Source organism: Atopobiaceae bacterium (assembly GCA_022483015.1).
In the GTDB taxonomy this organism is placed as follows: domain Bacteria; phylum Actinomycetota; class Coriobacteriia; order Coriobacteriales; family Atopobiaceae; genus JALCUE01.
In genome coordinates this window covers 2160972-2183094 of sequence record JAKVOB010000001.1, presented here as the reverse complement: position 1 = coordinate 2183094, position 22123 = coordinate 2160972, and the positions used below count along the sequence as shown (strand labels likewise).

Below are 22123 nucleotides of genomic sequence, written 5' to 3'. Positions count from 1 at the left end.
CTGCATCGCTGGCCCGGTGCCCGGTGCTACGGCTACTCCTCCGTGGGCCTCTCCACGCCCGGGAGGCCGCCCTGCGCGCGCTCGAAGGCCTGCATGGCCTCGAGGGTCTGGCCAAGAAGGTCGTCAAGCTCCCAGCCCAGGCGCTCCGCACCCTCGCGGATGGTGTCGCGCGAGCAGCCGGCGGCGAACTTCTTGTCCTTGAACTTCTTCTTGAGGCTCTTGAGGTTCATGTCGAGGGTGGAGCGGCTCGGGCGCATGAGGGTCGAGGCCCAGATGAGGCCCGTGAGCTCGTCTGCCGCGAAGAGGATGTTCTCCATCTGCGACTCGGGCTCGTAGGTGACGTCGGTCATGCCCCAGCCGTGGCTCATCGCCGAGCGGATGACGCCCTTGTCGACGCCCTCGTCCTTGAGGAGGCGCTCGCCGGCCACGCAGTGCTCGGTGGGGTAGAGCTCGAAGTCCACGTCGTGGAGCATGCCCACCACGTACCAGTGGTCCTCGTTGCCCGCGTCGTACTTGGCCGCGTACCAGCGCATGACGTTGGCCACGGTGAGGGCGTGCGTGCGATGGAACGGGTCCTGGTTATACTTCTCGACGATGGCCTGGGCCTCTTGCGGTGTGGGGACGTGCGTTGCCATGGTGCCTCCTGGGACGGATGTGAGGGTGTCGTCAGCCGCAGGGGAGGGCGGCACGCGTTGGGGCGATTGTACTCCCCTGGTCGGCAGCTGCTCTTGACCACGTAGGATATCCTACGTATATCTCTGAGGGCGTCAGGGTATCCTAGGGACATGGAGGTACCTATGGCCCGGAGGCGATGATGATGGCGCAGACCATGCAACGGCAGGACGTTCCCAAGGAGGGCGTGCTCCACACCCACCTTTCCGCATGGGGTGCCTCGCAGGGGCTTCGTATCCCCAAGACGGTCTGCTCCCAGATGGGAATCCACATCGGGGACGAGCTCCTGGTCACACTCCAGGATGATGGCTCGCTCGTGATCCGACCGAGTCACGAGAGCTTCCACAGGACCAGGCGCACGACCATCGGGGAGCTCTTCGAGGGTTATGCGGGTGACTATCGGCCCCATGAGCTCGAGTGGGGAGAGCCGGTCGGCAAGGAGGTGTGGTGATGCCCCTCGCGCAGGGTGACATCATCGAGGTCGGCTTCGGCCCGTCGTTGGGCCATGAGCCGGCGCACAGGCGACCTGCCTTGGTCGTGAGCACCTTGGACTGCAACCTCAGGTCGAGCATGACGGTGCTGTGTCCCATCACGTCCACCATCAGCACGTTTCCCATGCATGTCACGCTGCCAGAAGGCGATGGGGTCCATGGCCAGGTCTGCGTCGAGCAGATCAGGGCCTGCGACCTCGAGGCTCGGCCGCATACGGTCATAGGGCGTGCCGGTCAGGAGACGATGGGTCCCGTGCTCGACATCATCGGTGGCATCTTCGACATCTAGCGTGCCAGCTCGGCCAGGAAGGCGTCCCCATAGCGCTCGAGCTTGATGGGGCCCACGCCAGAGACCTGCAGCAGCTCGTCCGCCGTGGTGGGCGCCGCTGCTGCCATGGCGTGCAACGTCGCATCCGAGAAGACCACGTAGGGAGGCACGCCCGCCTCCGATGCCAGGCGCTTGCGCAGGGCTCTCAGGCGGTCGAAGGTCTCGGACGCCTCGGGCGTCTCGGCGGCGGCAGCGGCCACGCGGGTGCGGTCGACCTTGCGGGCGGTGGGTCGGCGGCGCACGTCCGTGCGCTCGAGCACGCCCGTCTCGGTGTCGGTGCAGCAGCTGCAGTTGTCACAGGTCTCGGGAACGTCGTCGAGGTCCTCGCCGAAGTAGGCGAGGATGTGGCGGCGCAGGCAGTCCTCGTCCTCGGCATAGGCGAGCATCCCGTCGAGCAGGTGCCCACGGTTGCGCAGCGCGGCACGGGCCTCGTCTGCGGTGACCCCCTCGGCGGGCTCGGCGTGGTCTATGAGGAAGCGGCAGGTGCGCAGGTCGCCGCGGTTCCAGAGCAGCCAGCACTCGGCGGGCCCGCCGTCGCGTCCGGCACGTCCTGCCTGCTGGTAGTACTCCTCGAGTGAGAGGGGCAGGCCCATGTTCACGACCCAGCGCACGTTGGGCTTGTCGATGCCCATGCCGAAGGCCGTGGTCGCCACCATCACGCGGACGTCGTCGGCCACGAAGCGCATGCGGGCCGAGGAGCGCTCCTCGATGCTGAGGCCGGCGTGGTAGCGCACCACGTCCACGCCACGGTCGGCCAGGTCCGACGCGACGCGCTCGACCCCCTTTCGGCTCTCGATGTAGACGATCCCCGAGGCGTCATCATGGTGGCGCACGTAGCCGGCGAGCCAGGCGTCCTTCTCGCGGCGGGAGAGCTCGGCCGTGCCCAGGAAGAGGTTGGGCCGGTCGAAGCCCGAGACCTCCACCAGGGGGTCAGAGAGGCCGAGGAGGTCGGTGATGTCGTCGCGCACGCGCTCGGTCGCGGTGGCCGTGAGGGCCGCCACGACGGGCCGGGCGGGGAGTGACCCCACGAAGTCGGCGATGTCACGGTAGGCGGGGCGGAAGTCCTGCCCCCACTGGCTCACGCAGTGGGCCTCGTCGATGGCCAGCAGCGGCACCTTTGCCTGCGAGATGAACTGCCGGAAGCGGTAGTCGCCCAGGCGCTCGGGGGCGACGTACATGATGTCGTACCAGCCATCGAGCGCCCGCTGCATCACGATGGACTGCTGGCGCGCGTTCAAGGTGGAGTTGAGGTAGCTACCACGGATGCCGGCCTCCTTCAGGGCCCGCACCTGGTCGCCCATGAGGGCGATGAGGGGAGAGATCACGAGCGTGAGGCCGCCCAGCACCGCGGCGGGCACCTGGTAGCATGCCGACTTGCCGGCGCCGGTGGGCATCACGGCCAGGGCATCCCGGCCGGCGAGGATGGCCGAGACCACCTCTGACTGGCCAGGGCGGAAGTCGTGGTAGCCAAAGTGCCCCAGCAGGGCGGCACGTGCATCATCGATCGTGGCAGCGCTCATCGATCAGGGTCTCCGACGGATGGCCCATCTTCCTCACGGCTGGCGCGCGCAAGCTCACGCCGCCTGCGGCGACGGCGCCTCAGGCAGAGCCAGACGATGAGGATGATGAGCAGGAGTATCAGCAGGACGATGATAACCCATACCCAGCACGGCAGGCTACGCAGCCACGAGAGGAGCCCCTCGGTCGTGTTGCCGAGGCCGCTGCCGGTGGCTACCTCGTCGGGGAAGGGGTTGTCGAAGGTCTGGTCATAGATCTTGCCGATGAGGATGGTGCGGCCGTTGGTGCTGGAGTCCGCGCAGGTCGAGAGGAGCACCAGGTGGTCACTCGCGGAGACCTCGACGTCGCGCTTGTTCGTGGCCGATGACTCGATCTCGGCCAAGGCACTCGTGCAGGCCTCGCCCTCGATGGGGACGTCGTAGAGGTCGCAGGTGTAGGCATCGGCCTCCATCACGGCGATGAACTGGATGCCGTGGTTGGCGCCGTCGTAGTAGATGTTGCCGTACTGGTGCTCATTGAAGAACGTGGGGTCGAGGAAGTCCGTGACCTGGCCGAACATGGCGTTGGCATCCATGTGGTGGCCGTAGATGAGGTTATCGAACCCCGAGAAGGACGTGTCGCAGCGGCTGTCGAGGAACAGCGACCCCGAGAGCGAGTAGGCGCCGGTCGCGTCGTGGGTGAGGTAGTAGTCGTCGTCCGTGCCTTGCACCAGGGGATAGTCGATGTTGGTGCCATAGACGTCGAGCCAGCCGAAGACGTCGGGGTTCATGCCCTGGAGGTCCTCGAAGGAGGGCTGCGAGCGTGGGTAGGTGGGCTTGAAGACGCGGTAGTTGGCGGAGTCCGCCTGCGCGTAGACCGTGTTGGTGTCCCAGATCGCATAGGTACCCAACGCGAGCAGCGCCAGGAGCACGACCATCACCAGGGCGTCCACGGCGTTGTCGAGGAAGCGAACCACGCGCCTCCCTGGTGAGAGTGGCGTGCGGGCTGGTGGGGTCTGGGATGATGTGGAATCTGGTCTCATGGCACCTGAGTATAACGAACCGCCCGGACCGACTTCGTTCGTCAGGTCCGGGCGGTTCTCAGAGTCTGGAGCAGTGGTACTCACGTGCTAGGCGTTGTTCTTACGACGACGCGAGAGGGCGAGCAGCGCGATGCCACCCACGGCGACGATGCCCATGATGATGAAGGGCAGGTTCTGGATGATGATGCCCGTGGGGGAGACGGTCTTATAGGTGTTGGTGACCGCTACCGAGTTGTTGGCGGCCGTGATGCCCAAGGTGTTCTTGCCATTGGCGCTCGCGGCCGTGGCATCGATGGGCAACGTGGTGCCAACCGCTCCGACCGTGGTCGTCTGGGTGGAGGCCGTTCCGTTGACGTCGGTGCTCACGACGCCCACCGGCGTATAGCCGGAGGTGGCACTTTCTGTGAAGGTGTAAGTGGTACCGACCGGGAGGACATCCTTGACGGTGGTCTTGTTATCGGTGAAGGTCACGCTCTCACCATCTGAGAGGGTGAAGTCAGCAAACGTAATCTTCTGGCCCGAGACGGCTCCGGTCAGATAGGTGCCGTCCGACTTCTTCAGGTAGACGGTTGTGGGGGCAGTGACACCCGTCGGCACGGTGAGGGTCAAGCCGGTATAGGTGAAGTCGTGCGTCTTGTCGCCCTCAGCGCCAGCGACTGCCTTAGAGATGGTGAGGTTGGTGTCCTTCTTGTACGTGTTGTTGAACACCATGCCGCCGAGGGTCGTGCTTGACCCAGGGACTGGGTCGACCTTGTTCGCCACGTCTGTGCCGCTTTGAGCCGTGCCGTCATCCGTGGCCGTCTTGTAGACAGACACATCGCTGATCTTGAGCTTAGGCGTGCCTTCGACGGTGTCATCGTTGATGACATAGACATGAATCTGATACTGGGCGTCCGAGTACACGACACCGTCGGTGCTCGTCGTGCCACCATTTTTCTCGGAGACGGTATAGACGTACTCACCGGCGTGAGTGAAGTTCGTGGCTTCCGTACCAACGACCGGGAGGAAATCTGCCGCGTTCTTGCCGTACTCCGTGATGCCGTTCGCAGTGGTGGAGAAGGCCGGCGTCGTGGTCGGGGTAATAGTCACGGCGCTGATGTCGGGCATCGTGTTGTTCGTGTCGGGGGCGACACCGTTGACGCTCGTGGACGTGAACTGATACGTGAAGGTCGCGCCAAAGGCGCTACCGGACGTGAGGTTGGAAGGCAGCTTGTAGTCCTTGGAGATGGCGACCTCTGTCGAGGTGTTTCCTGTTGTCCCAGCCTTCGCCGTGGCTGGTGCCATCGTGCCGATGGTCAGTGCCGTGACGGCTGCGAGGGTCACGGCCATCAGGCCCTTGAGTCCCCTCTTACGTTTGATATCCATATGAGCTCCTCTGTCCGACTCTGTGAGCGTGTACGCTCGTGCTTCTCAGATAGCACTCCCATACCTTATAGCTTATTGAAGTATGCCCCTTCCTCGCATCAGAAGGCAAGGTTATTTGATGTGAGCGTCGTCGTACGGGGCGTGTGCGGCGATGCTGTCCGAAGAGGGGATCCAAGGGCATCACCAACCCCTCTTGGCACGTCGCCTACGCGTCCAGGCCACGAGCACGAGGCCTAGGACGCATCCTGCGACGATGCCTGCCAGGAGCAGGGGATTTCCGAGCCCGCGGACGCCTGTCACCGGCACGTCCGCAGAGGTGTTCTGGAAGTCCACGCGCGTCTCGCCGGTACCGATGGTGCCGGAGGCCGTGCGAGTGACGGCGTTGGTGGTGAGGGTCGCAGTGGTGTCCTGGAAGGAGTTCCAGCCGTCCGTGGTGGGGAAGGAGAGCGTGTAGTTGGTCGCGGCGTCCTCGACCATCTCGAAGCTGGTGGTCGATGCGGCGAGACCGTCGAGCTGCAGATACTGCCCGTCCGAGAGCGTGAAGGTCTTCTCGACGCCCGAGGTGAAGGTGATGGTGGTGCCAGTCGACACGCCGCTCGCGTTGCGGATGGTTCCCGTGAAGGTCCTGGTGGTAGAAGTGGAGTCGGTGAGCTTGCCGGTGAACGAGAACGCCTTGCTCATGTCCGCGTAGCCGCCGGTCACATGTGCGAAGACCTTGAGCTGGCCCACTGTGTCCGCGTACTGGTTCTCGACCACCCAGGTGCCCGCAGCCGAGTCGTAGCTTGCGGCCAGGACGCCGGTGGTCGCGGTGGACGCCTTGAGCGGGTTGGCCCATGGGTCGGTGTCGGTGGTCGTGGTGTTGGAATAGGTGCCTGGGAGTGTGACCTTGTAGGGGTCGGCCTGGGTCGAGTCGGCCACGAAGTGCCAGCCGCCTAGGCTGGTGATGTTGGTGTGGTTGTCTGGCGTGGAGACCTCGACCACGCGGAAGATGCCGTCCGGCAGGCCTCCGCCGTCGGTGGGGTCGCCGAAGTCGACCACGCCGCTCGCATCTGACGTGAAGACCTTGGTGTTGCCGTTCGCTGTGGTGAGGGGCTCCCAGTCCGCGGTGTCACCGGCGAGCGCCGCGTCGGTCAGGTAGGTGTCGCGGCTGGTGTAGTCGGTCTTGTTATACGCGGAGTTGGCTCCCTTCCACATATAGACGTGGAACTGCACGCCTGCGATGGGGTCCTGCTCGAGGTTGTTCGAGACCTTCTTGAACGAGAAGGCCATGGGCGGCTCGAAGTAGAGATAGGTGTTCAAGGTGGTGTGGCTGCCCGTGTTGTTGGCGCCGATGTTGAGCTTGGGGGCCAGGTCGTCGAAGAAGTACTTGGTCGAGTCGGCCGCCACCGTGATGGACGTCTCCGTGGCGGTCGAGTTCGTGTATGCCTGCGCCCAGGGGACGTAGGAGACATGGTCGGCGTCGATGACGGTGACCCCGACGGAGGAGCCCGTGCCGAGGTCACCGAGGACCTTGATGAGGCCCGTCGACGTGGGGCTGTTCTCGCTGTCGAGCCTGACGTTGGCGGCGAGCTTGTTCTCGTCGACGTTCTTGCTGATGCTGACCTTGCCGGCGAGGCCCACGCTCTTTCCGCTGGCGACCTCCACGGCGGCGGACGTCCCTGTGCTCACGCAGTTGGTCACGGTCACGTCGGTGAGCGTGGCATCCTCGTTCACGGCGATGGTGCTGGCAGAGCTCGATATCCCTTGGCTGTCGAAGATCACGTTGTCCACCGAGTCCCCGGTCGTGCTGATGGTGAGGAGGGACCCGTCCGTGTAGCTGGAGGCGCGTCGCACGGTGGCCGTGGTCGCGTCGTCGCCCTTGGCAGGCACATAGGCATAGGCACTTGCGACCGTCTGCGTGGTGGGGGCGGTGGTGATGGTGACGCCGGTGACCCCCGCGGTGAACGTGGCCGCGGTCGTGAGCTCGTGGCTGCGGTAGATCTGGATGGTGTCGCCGGTCTGCGCGGCTGCGCAGGCGTCGGCGAGCGTCTCGTAGGAGTCCACGTACGCGCCGTTGCGGATGATCTGGCAGGTGCCCTTGCCCCACACGACGGCGGAGCTCGTGGCATCCTTCGTCATGCCGTAGAGGTTGGGGTTCGCGTCGTTCACGAAGTGGTCGATGTTCTCGTACGTGGACGCCGCGACCTCCGTACCCGAGCTGGTGGCGGTCCCGAACTGGTCTCCTGCCGCCGTCTTGCCCGTGCAGTAGACGCCGACCTTGGCGTCGGTGCCGAGGTTTCCCGTGACCTTGATGGCGGTGTTGTTGGCGGTGTAGAGGTTGCGCTCGACTGACGTGTTGGTGTTGTCATCGACCACCGCGTTGCCCTGGACGCTGATGGTGGCGCTGCTCGAGGCGTACACGCCGCCCGTGGTGGCCGAGGCCGTGGCGGTGTTGCCTGTGATCGATGCGTTGCCGGTGATGTCGAGGCTGCAGTTCTCCCTGAGCCAGATGGCACTGGCAGAGGAGGCACTACTGGCGGTGCTGTTCCCGGTTATCGAGGCATTGCCCGAGAGGTGGATGGCCGCGCTTCCCGGATGGGTGTTGATGGCCGCGCAGTTCGCGCTGGCGTTCGTGCACGTGTTGCCCTTGATGGTGGCATCGTCCTGGAGGTAGACGTTGCAGAGGGTGCTGTTGCGGATGAACATGGCTGAGGCGTGCAGGCTGCCCGTGTTGTTCTGGATGCTGCTCGAGTCCTTCATGGTGAAGGTCGACCCGCCGAAGAGGTCGATCGCTCCTGCGTCGGTGCTGGTGCAACCGGTGATGGTGGCATTGCCGCTCATCGTGACGCTGGTGGAGGCTCCCGAGGCGCAGATGGCGGATCCCTGGGTGGCGCGACCTCTGGTGAAGGTGGTGCCATCCCCGAGGTCGAGGGTGCCGGCCGTGACGGTGACGATACGACCGATGTCGTTCCCGTCCACCATGATGTCGGAGAAGCCCAAGGTCGAGTTCGAGTCATTCATGGAGAACATGGGATTCGCCTTGGTCGACCTGAGCGTGGCCGTGGTGCCTGCCGTGCCACGGTAGGGGAAGCCGTCGGTGCAGCCCTCTGCCACGGTCTTGGCGGTGGTGATGGTGACGTTCCTCGAGTTGGCGATGGTGTGGATGGCGGATATGTCGTAGCTCTCCACCAGCATCTGGATGGTGGCGGTGCCTCCCGTGCCCACGGCATCTATGGCGCCTTGGAGCGTCGTGTAGCCGGTGGCTTTGCCTGAGGTGTCCACGATCTTGCAGACATAGGTGTTGCTCGCGTCGAACTGGACGGCGTTGGTGGTGGAGTCCAGGGAGACCGCCAGGGTGCCGGTGTCATCCGAGAACTGCGAGGCTTCATTGGCGGTGACGGTGTGGGACGAGCCGAAGGCGAAGTCCGTGCCGTCCGCATGGTCGGCGGCCTGAACGGAGATACCGAGGTCGGCACCGCTGAGGTCGGCGGTCACGGTGAGCTGCTTGCCGCTTGCCGCGGCTGCCAGGTAGACGTTCTGGTTGGTGGTCGTGCCCGAGGACGTGACGGTGTTGCCCGTGACCTGAGGCGCGCCCGAGACGGCCATGGTGCCGCCGCTCTCTATGGTCACGCCGCCGGCCTTGTTGCCGGTGACGGAGCCGGCGCTCATGGTGGCCGAGGAAGTCGACTGGATGTCCACGCCGACGCCTGTGTTGGTGGTGATGCTGCCACCGGTCATGGCGAGCTTGCCGTTCGTCCCAAGCACCACGCCCGCACTGCCGTTGCCGGTGATGGTGCCGCCGCTCAGGTTCAAGGTGGCCGTGCCGGTGCCTCGGTACGTGTTCGCATACACCGCGCCGTAGGGGTTGGCCGGTGTGCCGGTGATGGTGCCGCCGCTCATGGTCATGGTGGAAGGTGTGCCATTCAGGGACATGAGCATTACGGCGGCCGAGGTCGAGCTCCCGCAGTCGGTGATGGTGCCGCCCCCCATGTTGAGGGTGCCTGATGCCGCGGTGAGTATGGCTCCGGCGCCGGTAGGTGATGCTGCGCCGCAGTTGGATATCGTCGAGCCGTCAGAGAGGTTGACCGTTCCCCCATAATTGTAGATTGCCCCGGTATGACCACTGCCGATGACCGTGGAGTCGCGGAACGTCGAACCAGAGGCACAGTTCAGGATTCCGCCGCTACTTAGGTTGGCAAGGCCTCCCAAGGCTGTCACGCCGGCGACACTGTCCCCACTCACGGTGATGCCGGTGAGGGTGAGCGCTCCGGCGGTGGAGCCGCCTATCGCGAAGAGGGAACCCGTCAGGCTGCCCGTAGAGGAGCGCGTGAGCGTGGCCTTGGTGCCCGAGGTGCCTCGATAGGGGTAACCGTCCGTGGCGCCCTCGGCGGCGGTGGTGATGGTGATGTCCTTGGTGCTGTCGATGATATGGGTGGTGGTCATGGGGTAGTTCTCGACCAGCATCTGGATGGTGGCGGTGGTGGGGATCGTGCCGTTGCCGACCGCGTCGATGGCGGCTTGGAGCGTCGAATATGTGTATGTGGTGTCGTTGTCGACGATCTTGCAGACGGCCTGGGCGTCCCACTTTACGATGCTCTCGGTTCCTGCGGTCCCTACCAGGGTGGCGTCCGAGTCGTTGAAGAGCATGCCGAGGTTGGTGGTCGAGCTGGCCGTACCAGACGATGCGACGGCGAACTGGGCTCCGCTTGTGAGCAGCGAGGCGGTGGAGGAGGTGACGCCTACCCGGGCAGAGACCCCGAGGTTGTCGATCTTCAGGGACGTCGCGGAGTATGCCATCACGTCCGCGGCTGCGCCCGAGGCGTTCTTGTTACCCGATATGGTCGTGTTGCCGGAGATAGTGTATGTGCCAGTGTTACCGCTGGAGTAGCCAGCGATCGCGGCCTTGCCGTTGTCGTTTGCGTCGCCGCCCGTGTATGTCGTGTTACCGGTGATCGATCCTCCGGTGATCTTGACCGTGGCACCGGTTCGCGTGCTGATGGCACTGCCCGTGCGCTCGGCCGAGCATCCGGTGATACTGCCTCCGCTCATGGTTATGGTGGGGCCGTTGTACCCGAACACTGCACCGCCGTCATAGGCGGCGGTGCAGCCCGTGATGGTGCCACCGGACATGCTGAAGGCGGAGGAGCCGGAGACGATGCTGATCGCTCCGCCGTGAGAGCCCTTGCAGCCAGTGATGGTGCCGCCGGACATGCTCATGGACCCCCCGCCGAGGACGAAGGAGCCACAGGTCCACTGCCCTGCCGTACCGCTCCCACAGGTGCTCACGGTGGTGCCGGTGAGGCTGATGGTGCCACCTGACGCATAGGCGACGGCCCCACCGCCTGACATGCTTCCGGGGGCGGTGATGTTGCAGCCTGAGATGGTCCCGCCGGTCAGCTTGAGCGTGCCGGCGCTCACGTTGAAGACGCCACCGGGCTTCGACCCGCCATTGGTGTTGGTGATGCCGGTGATGGTGGTGGTTCCGGCCACCTCGGTGGTGCCGCCGGTGACCGAGAAGAGCGGGGTGGTCCGGTCCGTGGTGCCGGTGAGCGCGCAGTCGGTGAGCGTCGTAGTGCCGGAGGTGGTGATGGAGGCGGCCTTGGCCGTGTCGATGCTGCAGCCGGTGAAGGCGTCCGTGCCCGTGAGGGCGCAGGTGCCACCCGTGAGCTGGATGTCGGTCGCCGACCCCTTGGACCCGGTGACGGAGCACCCGTCGAGGGAGAGGCTGCCGGCGCTCGTGATGTAGCTGGTGCCGTCGATGGTGATGGTGCAGTTCTTGAAGACGAGGCTGCCGCCGCTCGAGCAGTCCAGGTGGCTGCCGCCGGTGAGGTTGATGGTCATGTTGGTGAAGGTGGTGGTGCCTGTGCCCGACGAGACCGACGATGCTCCCGAGAACGTGAGGGACTGCTTTGCCGGGGTCGTGGTCGTGGTGGTACCGGCTGTGTAGAACCACTTGCTGAGTGAGCCCGGGTCGAGCGTGACCGCATCGACGGCGCATGCGTTGGTCGGCGCCATGCCACCGACCGTACCGGCGGCTGACGACCATCCCCACCCGGCCTGTAAGGCCGGCACCTCGTTCGCCGATGCGAGGTCCGCGTCAGTGGCGACCTCGGCTCCGCCGTTGGTACCGTCTACCAGATGGATCGTGCCCGACCCGGTGGCCGCGGCGTAGCTCCTTGTGGGGTACCCAAGCGTGCAGGAGATCAGCACGAGAAGGGCCATCACGCCCAAGCCGAATCGCTTGGTCGTGAGGATGAGACGGTTCTTTATGGATGACCTTCTCATGGTATATCGGTGGCCTTCGGTCGCTCCCTCGTGAAATGACGGCTTCCTAGCAACAAGATTCTACCCTTTGGTATCTATAAGGCCACAATTCCGGGGTTTTATCGTGAGCTCATCGGTGTGCGGTATCCAAAACAGTCTGAGGCGCTGACGGGTGCCTCTCAGTGGATGCGTCCGGGGTCAGATTCCCCGTCGACGGATGACCGCGATCACGGTGCCCTGGGTGTCGTCGGTCGAGATGCAGCCGATGATGCGGCTGTCGGTGGCCGTGGAGCGGTTGTCACCCAGGACGAAGACGGAGCCCTCGGGTACGGTGAGCGGCATCTCGGGGCCGCCCTCGAACTGCGTCGTGTCCGAGTAGATGTCGGTCTCCTGCTGATAGGAGCCGTTGACCAGCAGTTGGTTGTCGCGGATGTCCACGGTGTCGCCGGCCACGGCCACCACGCGTCCGCAGGTGAGCTTGTCCTGGTAGGTGAAGACGCAGACGTCCTCGGCGATGTAGTCGCGGTCGAGGCGGTAGTAGAGCACGGCGTCGCCTGCCTTGACGGACGGCTTCATCGAGACGTCGTCGTAGCGGAAGAACCCGAAGACGAAGGTGAACAGGGCCACGAACATGGCGGCGATGACGGCGACCTTGATGACGAGCGCCCCGATGTCGCGGAGCAGCGGGTGCGAGGGCTCTGGGCGGTTGGGCGCCTGCGGCGTGGCGGGGTCGGTCGCGGTGACGGGCACCTGACCCGCGGCGTGGCTGGCATGCCTGCCCGATGTGTGTCTCGACGTGTTCATACGGGCGAGTATAGCAGGGGTGCAGGTGGGGTCTGGGGCGCGGGTGCGGGCGGTCGGACGGCCGTCGCGGGTCACTATCGCCAGGCAACGTGCGTGCCGGCCCGCGTTGCCTGCCCCGGGTGACCCTGGTGGGCCCCCGGGTCGCCGCCGCGGGTCACTGTCGCCAGGCAACGTGCGTGCCGCCCCGCGTTGCCTGCCCCGGGTGACCCTGAGCGGGCCCCGGGTCGCCGTCGCGGGTCACTGTCGCCAGGCAACGTGCGTGCCGCCCCGCGTTGCCTGCCCCGGGTGACCCTGAGCGGGCCCCCGGGTCGCCGCCGCGGGTCACTGTCGCCAGGCAACGTGCGTGCCGCCCCGCGTTGCCTGCCCCGGGTGACCCTGGTGGGCCCCCGGGTCGCCGCCGCGGGTCACTGTCGCCAGGCAACGTGCGTGCCGTCCCGCATTGCCTGCCCCGGGTGACCCCGGCGCGGTCCCGCCTCGCCCCGACCCCGCCCTGACCCTGCCCCGCCCCTCTCGTCCGTCTCGACTTTCAAGTCCATGTATGCCGTGTGGGCAGGGCTAAGCGGGCCCTTCTCGGGTAGATTGTTGAAGCCATACTAAAAGCAACCTGCTGGCATTCCCATGCCGGCGCACCCATACGGACCCGGAGCCAAGATGCTGCAGCTCAAGGACATCACCAAGGAATACCCGACCGCCGGAGGCGAGTCGGTCCATGCCCTGCGCGGCGTCTCGGTCGACTTCCGTGACAACGAGTTCGTCGCCATCCTGGGCCAGTCCGGCTGCGGCAAGACCACCCTGCTCAACATCGTGGGTGGCCTCGACTCGTACACCTCGGGCGACCTCGTGATCAACGGCCGCTCCACCAAGGAGTACAAGGCGGCCGACTGGGATGCCTACCGCAACAGCTCCGTGGGGTTCGTGTTCCAGAGCTACAACCTCATCATGCACCAGAGCGTCCTCTCCAACGTGGAGCTCGCGCTCAAGATCTCGGGCTGCTCCAAGGAGGACCGCCGTGCCCGCGCGGTGGCGGCGCTCGAGCGCGTGGGGCTGGGCGACCAGATCCACAAGAAGCCGGGCATGATGAGCGGCGGCCAGATGCAGCGCGTGGCCATCGCGCGCGCCCTCGTGAACGACCCGGCCATCATCCTGGCCGACGAGCCCACCGGTGCCCTCGACTCCAAGACCAGCGTCCAGATCATGGACCTGCTGAAGGAGGTCGCCGCCGACCGCCTCGTGGTCATGGTCACGCACAACCCCGAGCTTGCCGACGAGTACGCCACCCGCATCGTCCGCCTGCAGGACGGCGAGGTCGTCTCGGACTCCAACCCCGTCGCGGCCTCCGAGCTCCCCGTGGGCGAGCAGGCCCGTCCCAAGCACGTGCGGCTGGGGTTCCTCGCCGCGCTCGAGCTCTCGGCCAACAACCTGCGCACCAAGAAGGGCCGCACGCTGCTCACGGCCTTCGCCGGCGCCATCGGCATCATCGGCATCGCGCTCATCCTCTCGATCTCCAACGGCACCAACGACTACATCAAGAAGATGGAGACCGACACGATGGGCGACTATCCCATCGAGCTCGAGCGCACCACGATCGACCTCTCGTCGATGATGGACGAGAAGGACGACGCCATGACGTCGGACGACTCCGGCCTGTCGCTGGGGTCGTCGGACGCCGCCACGACCTCGGACGCCGCCGCGACCGGCGACGCCGAGGGAACCTTCACGTCGAAGAACGTCGTGGCCAAGGCGACGAGCACCGTGAACTCGCTCCAGGTGACCAACAACCTCGGCGCCTTCAAGGCCTATCTCGACGACCACATCTCAGACCTCGACGGCTCCGTGACGGCGGTCGAGACCAGCTACGACGTGGAGCCCCAGGTCTACCGCACCAAGGACGACTCCGACGCCGACGCGGGCTACGTGCAGGTGAGCCCGGCCGACCTCACGGACGACTCCACGATGAAGACCTGGTCGGACTCCACGGTGAGCAGCATGTACTCGTCGATGGGCATCAACGCGTCGACCACCTCCAAGTGGAGCCAGCTCGTGGACGACGACGACCTGCGCAACAGCCAGTACCAGCTGCTGGCCGGCGACTGGCCCACCCAGGCCGACGAGGTCGCGCTCGTGGTCTCGTCCAACGGCAAGGTCTCCGACTTCGACCTCTACACGATGGGCCTGCTCAACATCGACGACATGACGACGTTGCAGGACGCGGTCAACAACGACGAGTCCTACGACGACTCCGAGCACACCTTCACCTACGACGAGGCGCTCGGGCGAGAGTATCGGGTCTTCTCGAAGGCCGACTTCTACGGGGACACGGGCGAGACGGGCGACACCGGCCAGCCCATCTGGGTGGACAAGTCGAGCGACGACGGTTACGTGGCCACCCTCTATGACGAGGACAAGGGCGTGGCGGTGCATGTGACGGCCGTGCTCCAGGCCAACGACTCCGCGCAGGTCTCGAGCGGCGTGGCCTACACGGGCGCGCTGGTGGACGACCTCATCGACGAGGCCGCCTCGACCGACGTGGTGAGGCAGCAGGTGGCGGACCCCTCCGTGAACGTGCTCACGGGCAAGGCGTTCACCAGCGACGACTCCAGCACCTCGGACGACGGCTCCACGGCCGGGGCCAACGCCACGACCGCCGAGACGGGCACGACCACGCAGTCGGCCTTCGTGAGCGAGGAGGCCGCAGAGACCGTGGCCGCCACCGCCGTGGGGACGTACCACCCCAGCGACAACCAGCTCATGCACGCCGAGCGGGCGACCGCCTCCGGCAGCACGATGGGCCAGGTCGTCGACGAGGTCGGCAGCAGTGCGGGAACCGCCGCGGCCACGGGCTCCGCTGCTGCGACCACCGGCGCCGCCAGCACCGGGACCGCCGCCAGCACCGGGACCGCCGCCACGACGGGGAGCGCTGTCACGTCCCCGGGCACCGCGACGACGGGCATCTCCGACGCCGAGCTCGCGCAGGTCATCTCGGAGCTCACCGCAGCCCAGAGGCAGACCCTGCTCACGAGTCTCCTGTCGGGCATGACCGACGACCAGAAGGCCGAGCTCGTCAAGCAGTACGGTGGCTCGTCGGCGGACGTCTCGTCGCTCACCGACGCGCAGAGGCAGGCCCTTCTCGCCCAGATGATGGCGAGCATGAGCGACGAGGAGAAGGCCGCCCTCATCGAGCAGTACGGCGGCTCGTCGACCGACACGAGCGCCATCGAGCAGTACGCCCAGCAGTATGCCGAGCAGTACGTGAGCGAGCATGCCTCCGAGCTCATGCAGCAGTACCTCTCGAGCCTCTCGGACGCCGAGATCGCGGCCCTCATGGGCGGCAGCGCGCTCGACCTCTCGAGCGCCTCGGGGCTGTCGAGCCTCGCCCTGTCGCAGGACCAGCTCGAGGCCCTCGTGGCCCAGTACTCCGACACCACGCCCAGCTCCTACGACGACGTGCTCTCCGCGCTGGGGTATGTCGACCGGGCCCAGCCCAGCGAGATCTCGATCTATCCCACCGACTTCGACGGCAAGGAGCAGGTCTCGGACCTCATCGACGCCTACAACGCCCAGGTCTCGAGCGCGGACGACAAGGTCACCTACACCGACCTGGTGGGGACCATGACCTCGTCCGTGACCGAGATCGTGGACACGATCTCGACGGTCCTCATCGCCTTCGTCGCGATCTCGCTCGTGGTCTCGTCCATCATGATCGCCATCATCACCTACATCTCGGTGCTCGAGCGCACCAAGGAGATCGGCGTGCTGCGCGCCCTCGGCGCGTCCAAGGGCGACGTGTCCAAGATCTTCAATGCCGAGACGTTCATCGAGGGGCTCATCTCGGGCCTGCTGGGCATCGGCGTGACGCTGCTCCTCTCGATCCCCATCAACGCGGTGGTCGAGAGCCAGCTTAACGTTGCCAACATCTCGCAGCTCACGCCTGCCAACGCGGCGGTGCTCATCGGCCTGTCGGTCGCGCTCACGCTGATCGCCGGCCTCATCCCCAGCCGGATCGCCTCCAAGAAGGACCCGGCGGTGGCGCTGCGCAGCGAGTAGGAGGGCGTGGGGCGGTGGGGTGGCAGGGCAGCGGGACGCCCGTGACGCGACGCGGCGGCAGGGCGGCAGGCTCCGGCATGTGGGAGCCTGCCGCCTCGCTTGCCCGCACGTCGCCGACTGCCTGTGGTGCCCGCTAGAACCTGATGTCGTAGGTGGTCTCGCCCGACACGGGCCGCACCTCGACGGACTCCTTGATGACAGGGGACATGTTGAACCGCTGGTACTCCTTGGCGACGCCGGTGTAGAACTGCCCGATCTTGGCGTCCGGCCCCTGGATCTCGACCTCGGTCGAGCCGTCGTCGAGGTTGCGCACCCAGCCGGTGAGCCCGAGCCCCACGGCCACGCGCTGCGAGTTCCAGCGGAAGCCGACACCCTGGCAGTCGCCGCCGTAGATCAGGTGCATGCGGCGGACGTGTCCCTCGCCGGAGGCGTCGTCCGCGTCCTGTGCCGCGTCCGCAGCCTGCGCCGCGTCCGCAGCCACGCGGTCCTTCTCCACGGCCACGCGGTCCTTCTCCGCGGCCACGTCGTCCTCAGCCCTCGTCGGTGTTCCCTTGGCCGCCTTCCGGTGCAGTCCCGGCAGCTGAAATGGTGCCATCGCTCGTGTCGCCTCCCATGTTCTCGAGCATCTGCTCGATCCTCTTCTGCTCGCCCAGGACGTGGTCCATCTTCTTGTGCAGGTCACGCAGGACGAACTCGCTTTTCAGGTTCACCTTGTAGTCGTTCTCGGAGCGCAGTCGGTCCTTCTCCTCCTGGCGGTTCTGGCTCATCATGATGAACGGCGACTGCAGCGCGGCGATGCACGACAGCACGAGGTTCAGCAGGATGAACGGGAACGCGTCGAAGGCGTTGGCGGCCAGCACCGTGTTCACGACCATCCATGCGATGAGCACCCCGGTGAACGAGATGATGAACTTCCAGCTGCCGGCGAACCTCGTCACCTTGTCGGCCAGGCGCTCGCCGAGCCCGTAGGAGCTGCTCGCGCTCTTCGAGGTGTCGTGCGCGATGCTGCTGTCGAGAAGGTCATGGATCGCCTGCTCGTCGCCGAGGTCCTCGTCGACCTCGTCAAGCACGGCATGCATGACCTTCTTCCTGGTGAGCCTCTTGCTGTCCATCGTGCGTCCGCCCCCATGTCGAGCCCGTCTGCATACGTGCGGTTTATGCCCAATGTCGAGAAGCACATGCGGATTCGCGGCCCCGCTCGGCCTTCTCGTCGGGAAAGCCCTTGCGAACGGGCACAATCATGACAACGGTTCCATCCGACAGACGTCGCGCAGGGCGGCGACGCGTCACGGCTTGGGGGGCGGCATGGCCTTCGTCGAGTTCAAGGACGTCCGCAAGGTCTACCACATGGGCGAGGTCGAGGTCGCCGCGGTGGACGGCATGGACTTCACGATGGAGGCCGGCGAGCTCGTGGTCATCGTGGGCCCCTCCGGCGCCGGCAAGACGACCGTCCTCAACATGCTCGGCGGCATGGACTCGTGCACGAGCGGTGCCATCGAGCTCGACGGGAGCGTCGTGAGCGACTACTCCGAGCGCGAGCTCACGATGTACCGCCGCTACGACATCGGCTTCGTCTTCCAGTTCTACAACCTCGTCCAGAACCTCACCGCGCTCGAGAACGTCGAGCTCGCGAGCCAGATCTGCAAGGATCCGCTCGACGCGGGCACGGTGCTCGACGAGGTGGGCCTCTCGGAGCGCAAGGACAACTTCCCGGCGCAGCTCTCGGGCGGCGAGCAGCAGCGCGTGGCCATCGCCCGCGCGCTCGCCAAGAACCCCAAGCTGCTCCTGTGCGACGAGCCCACGGGCGCGCTCGACTACCGCACCGGCAAGCAGATCCTGCAGCTGCTGCAGGACACCTGCCACCAGACGGGGCGCACCGTCGCCATCGTGACCCACAACCAGGCCTTCTGCGACATCGCCGACCGCGTGATCCACATCCACGAGGGTCGTGCCACGAGCGTCGAGACCAACGCGAGCCCCGTCGACGCCTCCACGGTCGAGTGGTAGCGCCCGATGGGCCGCCGTCCACATAGCGTCTTCTCCACCGAGATCCGCCGCTCGATCACGGACTCGCTCGGCCGCTTCCTGGCCATCGCGGGCATCGTGGCCCTGGGCTGCGGCTTCTATGCGGGCCTGCGCATGTGCGGCCCCGACATGCGCTCGGCCGGCGACGAGTTCACCGACGGCACGAACCTCTACGACATACGCCTCGTCTCCACCCTGGGCTTCTCGGACAACCTGGTGGACGACATCTCGGGCATCGACGGCGTCGAGGCCGTCATGCCGGGCCGCTCCACCGACGTCATGGCGAGCCTGGGCAGCGAGCAGTACGCCGTGCGCATCAGCACGCTGCCGTCCGACGCGGCCACGGACTCCACCGTGAGCGACGACGGCTTCTCGGTCGAGTCGTCCGACTCCTCCTACCTCAACCGCGTGACCCTGAAGAGCGGGCGGCTCCCGACCGCGAAGGGGGAGTGCGTGCTCTCGGCCGACCGCGTCACCGACAGCTCCGTGGGCATCGGCGACACGGTCACGGTGCTCTACGGCGCCTCCGACCTCACGGACGTCCTCGACGTGCGCGAGTACACCGTGGTCGGCTTCGTGAGCTCGTCCAACTACATCTCGTCCACGAGCATGGGATCGACCACCCTGGGCAGCGGCCTCCTGGGCCAGTACCTCTACGTGACCGACGACAACTTCTCCGACGCCTGCCCCTACACCGAGGTCTACGTCAAGGCGGCGGGCGCCCAGGACGAGGTCGCCTGGTCCGATGCCTACCAGGACAAGGTCGACGCGACCAAGGACAACATCGAGGCCGCGCTCCCGCAGATCAAGCAGGAGCGGCAGGACGAGCTCAAGGCCGACGCCCAGACGCAGCTCGACGACCAGAAGGCGAGCTTCGAGTCGGAGAAGGCCGATGCCGACGCGCAGCTCGATGACGCGAAGTCCCAGCTCGACGATGCGGCGGCGACCCTCGCGGACAGCAAGGCGACCCTCGAGGACGGCGAGGCCTCCTATGCGGACGGCGTCTCCCAGCTGGCCGAGAAGCGCACCGAGGCCGCAGACCAGCTGGCGAGCGGCCAGGCCACGATCGACGAGAAGAACGAGCAGCTCGACGAGGCACAGACCACGCTCGACGCCCAGCTCGCGTCCTGGAACTCCTCGACGCCGAGCTACGATGCCGACGACCAGGAGAACTCCAACAAGGCGGGCCTCGAGCAGAAGCGGCAGGAGCTGCAGGGCCAGCGCGACACCTACCAGGCGCAGCTCGACGCGTTGGTGGGGCAGGCCGGCACGCTCGACGCGCTCGATGCCAGCAAGGCCAAGCTGGACGCGGCGATCTCGCAGCTCGAGGCACAGCTCGCGACGCTGACGGAGGGGACGCCCGAGTATGCGGCCGTCGAGGCCCAGCTCGAGGCGGCCAAGGAGCAGCTCGAGGACGTCACGGAGGCCATCTCCGCCGAGACGAAGCTCACCGACGGCATCTCGCAGCTCGACTCGGGCATCGCCAGCCTGACGTCGGGCATCACGGAGGCCGAGTCGGAGCTCTCCTCCGCGCAGGCGACCATCGACGACGGCCGTGCCCAGGTCTCCTCCGCGCAGTCCACGCTCGACGCACAGCGCTCCAGCGCCACCGCCCAGCTCGACGAGGCGCAGGCCACGCTCGACTCCTCCCGCGCCCAGCTCGACGACGGCTGGGACCAGCTCGCGAGCGGGCAGGCCGACTACGACTCCGGCCTCGCGGAGTGGCAGGCCAGCCGTGACGAGGCCGACGCGCAGCTGGCCGACGCCCAGGCCAAGATCGATGACGCCCAGGCGCAGATCGACGACATCTCGCAGCCTGACATCTACACCCTCGACCGCACGCAGAACTACGGGGCCGAGTCGTACATCTCGGACTCCAGGCGCATGGACAACATCGCGGCCATCTTCCCGCTGTTCTTCTTCATCGTGGCGGCGCTCGTGGCGCTCACCACCATGACCCGCATGGTCGAGTCCGACCGCACGCAGATCGGCTGCTACAAGGCCCTCGGCTACTCCACCGCGCGCATCTCGTCGAAGTACCTGGTCTATGCCGCCGTCGCGAGCGTGGTCGGCGGCATCGTGGGCATCTTCGTGCTGTCGCAGGTCCTGCCCATGGTCGTGATGAACGCCTACGGCATCATCTACAACGTCCCGAGCCAGCCCTTCCCGCTGGGCATCGACCCCGTCCTCGGTGGCCTCTCGCTCGCCGCGGGCGTCGGCATCACGCTGCTGGCCACCTGGGTCGCCGTGGTCGCGACCCTGCGCGAGACCCCGGCCGCCCTCATGCAGCCCAAGGCCCCCAAGGCAGGCAAGCGGATCCTGCTCGAGCGCATCGGTCCCCTGTGGCGGCGCACGTCGTTCACCTGGAAGGTCACCTTCCGCAACCTCTTCCGCTACAAGCGGCGCCTCCTCATGTGCGTGATCGGCATCGCGGGATGCACGGCCCTGCTGCTCACGGGCTTGGGCGTGCGCGACGCCATCAACGACATCATCGACAACCAGTTCGGCCAGATCTCGCACTACGACTGCACCATCGGCCTGGACGACGACGCGAGCGAGGACGACGTCCAGTCGGTCGTGACGTACCTCGACGGGACGGGCGACGTCGACGGCCACGCCCGCACGCAGTCGCTCAACAAGCAGCTGGGCTCGGCCACCCATGACTCGACGGTGGTGCAGGTCACCATCCCGCAGGACTGCGACGCCTTCACGGGCATGGTCACCTTCCGGGACCGTCTCACCCATGACCCCATCACGCTCGACGACTCGTCGGTGATCCTCTCGGAGAAGCTCGCCACGACGCTGGGGGTGGGCGTGGGAGACACGGTCGAGCTCTTCGACCAGGACGACGTGGGCAACGCCACCGGCCAGGCCCACGAGCTCACGGTGACGGGCGTGACCGAGAACTACGTGGGTGACCTGCTCTACCTCGGCAAGGACGCCTACGCGTCCACGGGCGAGGCCGCACCCGCCTACACCACGGTCTATGCCTCGGTGACCGACGACGCCACGGCGCGCGACCAGATCACGTCCGACCTCCATGACGAGTCCGGCGTGAGCACCGTGAGCTACATCGACGAGACGATAGAGTCCTACCGCACGATGCTCAGGAGCATGGACATCGTGATGGTGGTGCTCGTGGTCTCGGCGGCGGCGCTCGCCTTCATCGTCCTGTTCGACCTCACCAACATCAACGTGGAGGAGCGCTCCCGCGAGATCGCGAGCCTGAAGGTGCTGGGCTTCACGCCGCGCGAGGTCAACTCCTACATCTTCCGCGAGACGATCCTGCTCACCCTGCTGGGGGCCGTGGTAGGGATGCCCGTGGGCACCGCCATGGAGGGCTTCGTGGTGGTGACGGCCGAGGTCGACCGCATCATGTTCGGGCGGACCATCCACCCGGCGAGCTACGTGGTGGCCTTCGTGCTCACGCTCGTCTTCGCCGTGATCGTGATGCTCGCGATGCGCCGCAAGCTCAAGGCCATCGACATGGTGGAGAGCCTGAAGTCGGTCGACTAGGTCCGGGCCTGAGACCGGGGTCCCTCCTGCCGGAAGGTCCCGCCGCCTTCCTGGGGCATCACCTACCGTTCGCAGTCACCATCGAGGTACCTGAAG

The 22123-nt window shown here is 66.3% G+C and carries 13 protein-coding genes and 1 pseudogene; 5 read left to right on the top strand and 9 right to left on the bottom strand.

The genetic code is table 11. The features are described from left to right. Nucleotides 1–32: 32 nt before the first annotated feature. A complete protein-coding gene (locus LKE50_09345; GenBank protein MCH3968792.1) occupies nt 33–635 on the bottom strand; it encodes a hydrolase in 603 nt (200 codons plus the stop codon). A 194-nt stretch (nt 636–829) separates the two neighbouring features. Here LKE50_09345 and LKE50_09340 point away from each other — a divergent pair, with 194 nt between their 5' ends. Both LKE50_09340 and LKE50_09335 read left to right on the top strand, forming a co-directional pair. Continuing rightward, nucleotides 830–1123: an AbrB/MazE/SpoVT family DNA-binding domain-containing protein gene (locus LKE50_09340; protein MCH3968791.1), complete on the top strand. Its 294-nt coding sequence runs from the start codon at nt 830–832 to the stop codon at nt 1121–1123. Further along, nucleotides 1123–1452 (top strand): type II toxin-antitoxin system PemK/MazF family toxin, encoded by a 330-nt coding sequence (locus LKE50_09335; protein MCH3968790.1) that lies wholly within the window; start codon nt 1123–1125, stop codon nt 1450–1452. The genes LKE50_09340 and LKE50_09335 overlap by 1 nt, the downstream gene beginning before the upstream one ends. Here the strand turns inward: LKE50_09335 and LKE50_09330 are convergent. The 6 genes and pseudogenes from LKE50_09330 to lepB form a co-directional block, all read right to left on the bottom strand. Then, nucleotides 1449–3011, bottom strand: a complete 1563-nt coding sequence (locus LKE50_09330) for an ATP-dependent DNA helicase (protein ID MCH3968789.1) — start codon at nt 3009–3011, stop codon at nt 1449–1451. The two genes, LKE50_09335 and LKE50_09330, sit on opposite strands and share 4 nt — an antisense overlap. Then, entirely contained in the window at nt 3008–3964 is a 957-nt protein-coding gene (srtB, locus tag LKE50_09325) for a class B sortase (protein ID MCH3968788.1), read from the bottom strand. The genes LKE50_09330 and srtB overlap by 4 nt, the downstream gene beginning before the upstream one ends. Before the next feature lie 153 nt (nt 3965–4117). Beyond that, the gene (locus LKE50_09320) at nt 4118–5395 is read right to left on the bottom strand and encodes a hypothetical protein (GenBank protein MCH3968787.1); all 1278 of its coding nucleotides are present in this window, start codon (nt 5393–5395) and stop codon (nt 4118–4120) included. Nucleotides 5396–5575: 180 nt separating this feature from the next. Next, the gene (locus LKE50_09315) at nt 5576–6589 is read right to left on the bottom strand and encodes a hypothetical protein (GenBank protein ID MCH3968786.1); all 1014 of its coding nucleotides are present in this window, start codon (nt 6587–6589) and stop codon (nt 5576–5578) included. Between the two features lie 4358 nt (nt 6590–10947). After that, nucleotides 10948–11145: pseudogene (locus LKE50_09310) on the bottom strand (hypothetical protein). A 691-nt stretch (nt 11146–11836) separates the two neighbouring features. After that, nucleotides 11837–12442, bottom strand: coding sequence for a signal peptidase I (gene lepB / locus LKE50_09305; GenBank protein MCH3968785.1), 606 nt, complete (start codon nt 12440–12442; stop codon nt 11837–11839). A gap of 651 nt (nt 12443–13093) precedes the next feature. On the opposite strand from lepB, the gene LKE50_09300 reads away from it, so the two are divergent. After that, a complete protein-coding gene (locus LKE50_09300; GenBank protein MCH3968784.1) occupies nt 13094–16486 on the top strand; it encodes an ABC transporter ATP-binding protein/permease in 3393 nt (1130 codons plus the stop codon). A 133-nt stretch (nt 16487–16619) separates the two neighbouring features. Here LKE50_09300 and LKE50_09295 read toward each other — a convergent pair whose 3' ends face one another. After that, a complete protein-coding gene (locus tag LKE50_09295) occupies nt 16620–17009 on the bottom strand; it encodes an acylphosphatase (protein MCH3968783.1) in 390 nt (129 codons plus the stop codon). A gap of 7 nt (nt 17010–17016) precedes the next feature. Next, nucleotides 17017–17598 (bottom strand): DUF1003 domain-containing protein, encoded by a 582-nt coding sequence (locus LKE50_09290; protein MCH3968782.1) that lies wholly within the window; start codon nt 17596–17598, stop codon nt 17017–17019. Nucleotides 17599–17791: 193 nt separating this feature from the next. Here LKE50_09290 and LKE50_09285 point away from each other — a divergent pair, with 193 nt between their 5' ends. Continuing rightward, entirely contained in the window at nt 17792–18493 is a 702-nt protein-coding gene (locus LKE50_09285) for an ABC transporter ATP-binding protein (protein ID MCH3968781.1), read from the top strand. A gap of 6 nt (nt 18494–18499) precedes the next feature. Continuing rightward, the gene (locus LKE50_09280) at nt 18500–22027 is read left to right on the top strand and encodes an FtsX-like permease family protein (GenBank protein MCH3968780.1); all 3528 of its coding nucleotides are present in this window, start codon (nt 18500–18502) and stop codon (nt 22025–22027) included. Nucleotides 22028–22123: the final 96 nt, after the last annotated feature.

Excerpts from the sequence above, each read along its gene's own strand:
- LKE50_09320 (MCH3968787.1), bottom strand. The coding sequence starts at position 5,395 with ATGGATATCAAACGTAAGAGGGGACTCAAGGGCCTGATGGCCGTGACC.
- LKE50_09280 (MCH3968780.1), top strand. The coding sequence starts at position 18,500 with ATGGGCCGCCGTCCACATAGCGTCTTCTCCACCGAGATCCGCCGCTCG.
- LKE50_09300 (MCH3968784.1), top strand. The coding sequence starts at position 13,094 with ATGCTGCAGCTCAAGGACATCACCAAGGAATACCCGACCGCCGGAGGC.
- LKE50_09345 (MCH3968792.1), bottom strand. The coding sequence starts at position 635 with ATGGCAACGCACGTCCCCACACCGCAAGAGGCCCAGGCCATCGTCGAG.
- LKE50_09285 (MCH3968781.1), top strand. The coding sequence starts at position 17,792 with ATGGCCTTCGTCGAGTTCAAGGACGTCCGCAAGGTCTACCACATGGGC.
- LKE50_09290 (MCH3968782.1), bottom strand. The coding sequence starts at position 17,598 with ATGGACAGCAAGAGGCTCACCAGGAAGAAGGTCATGCATGCCGTGCTT.
- LKE50_09315 (MCH3968786.1), bottom strand. The coding sequence starts at position 6,589 with ATGTGGAAGGGAGCCAACTCCGCGTATAACAAGACCGACTACACCAGC.
- lepB (MCH3968785.1), bottom strand. The coding sequence starts at position 12,442 with ATGAACACGTCGAGACACACATCGGGCAGGCATGCCAGCCACGCCGCG.
- LKE50_09340 (MCH3968791.1), top strand. The coding sequence starts at position 830 with ATGCAACGGCAGGACGTTCCCAAGGAGGGCGTGCTCCACACCCACCTT.
- LKE50_09330 (MCH3968789.1), bottom strand. The coding sequence starts at position 3,011 with ATGAGCGCTGCCACGATCGATGATGCACGTGCCGCCCTGCTGGGGCAC.
- LKE50_09335 (MCH3968790.1), top strand. The coding sequence starts at position 1,123 with ATGCCCCTCGCGCAGGGTGACATCATCGAGGTCGGCTTCGGCCCGTCG.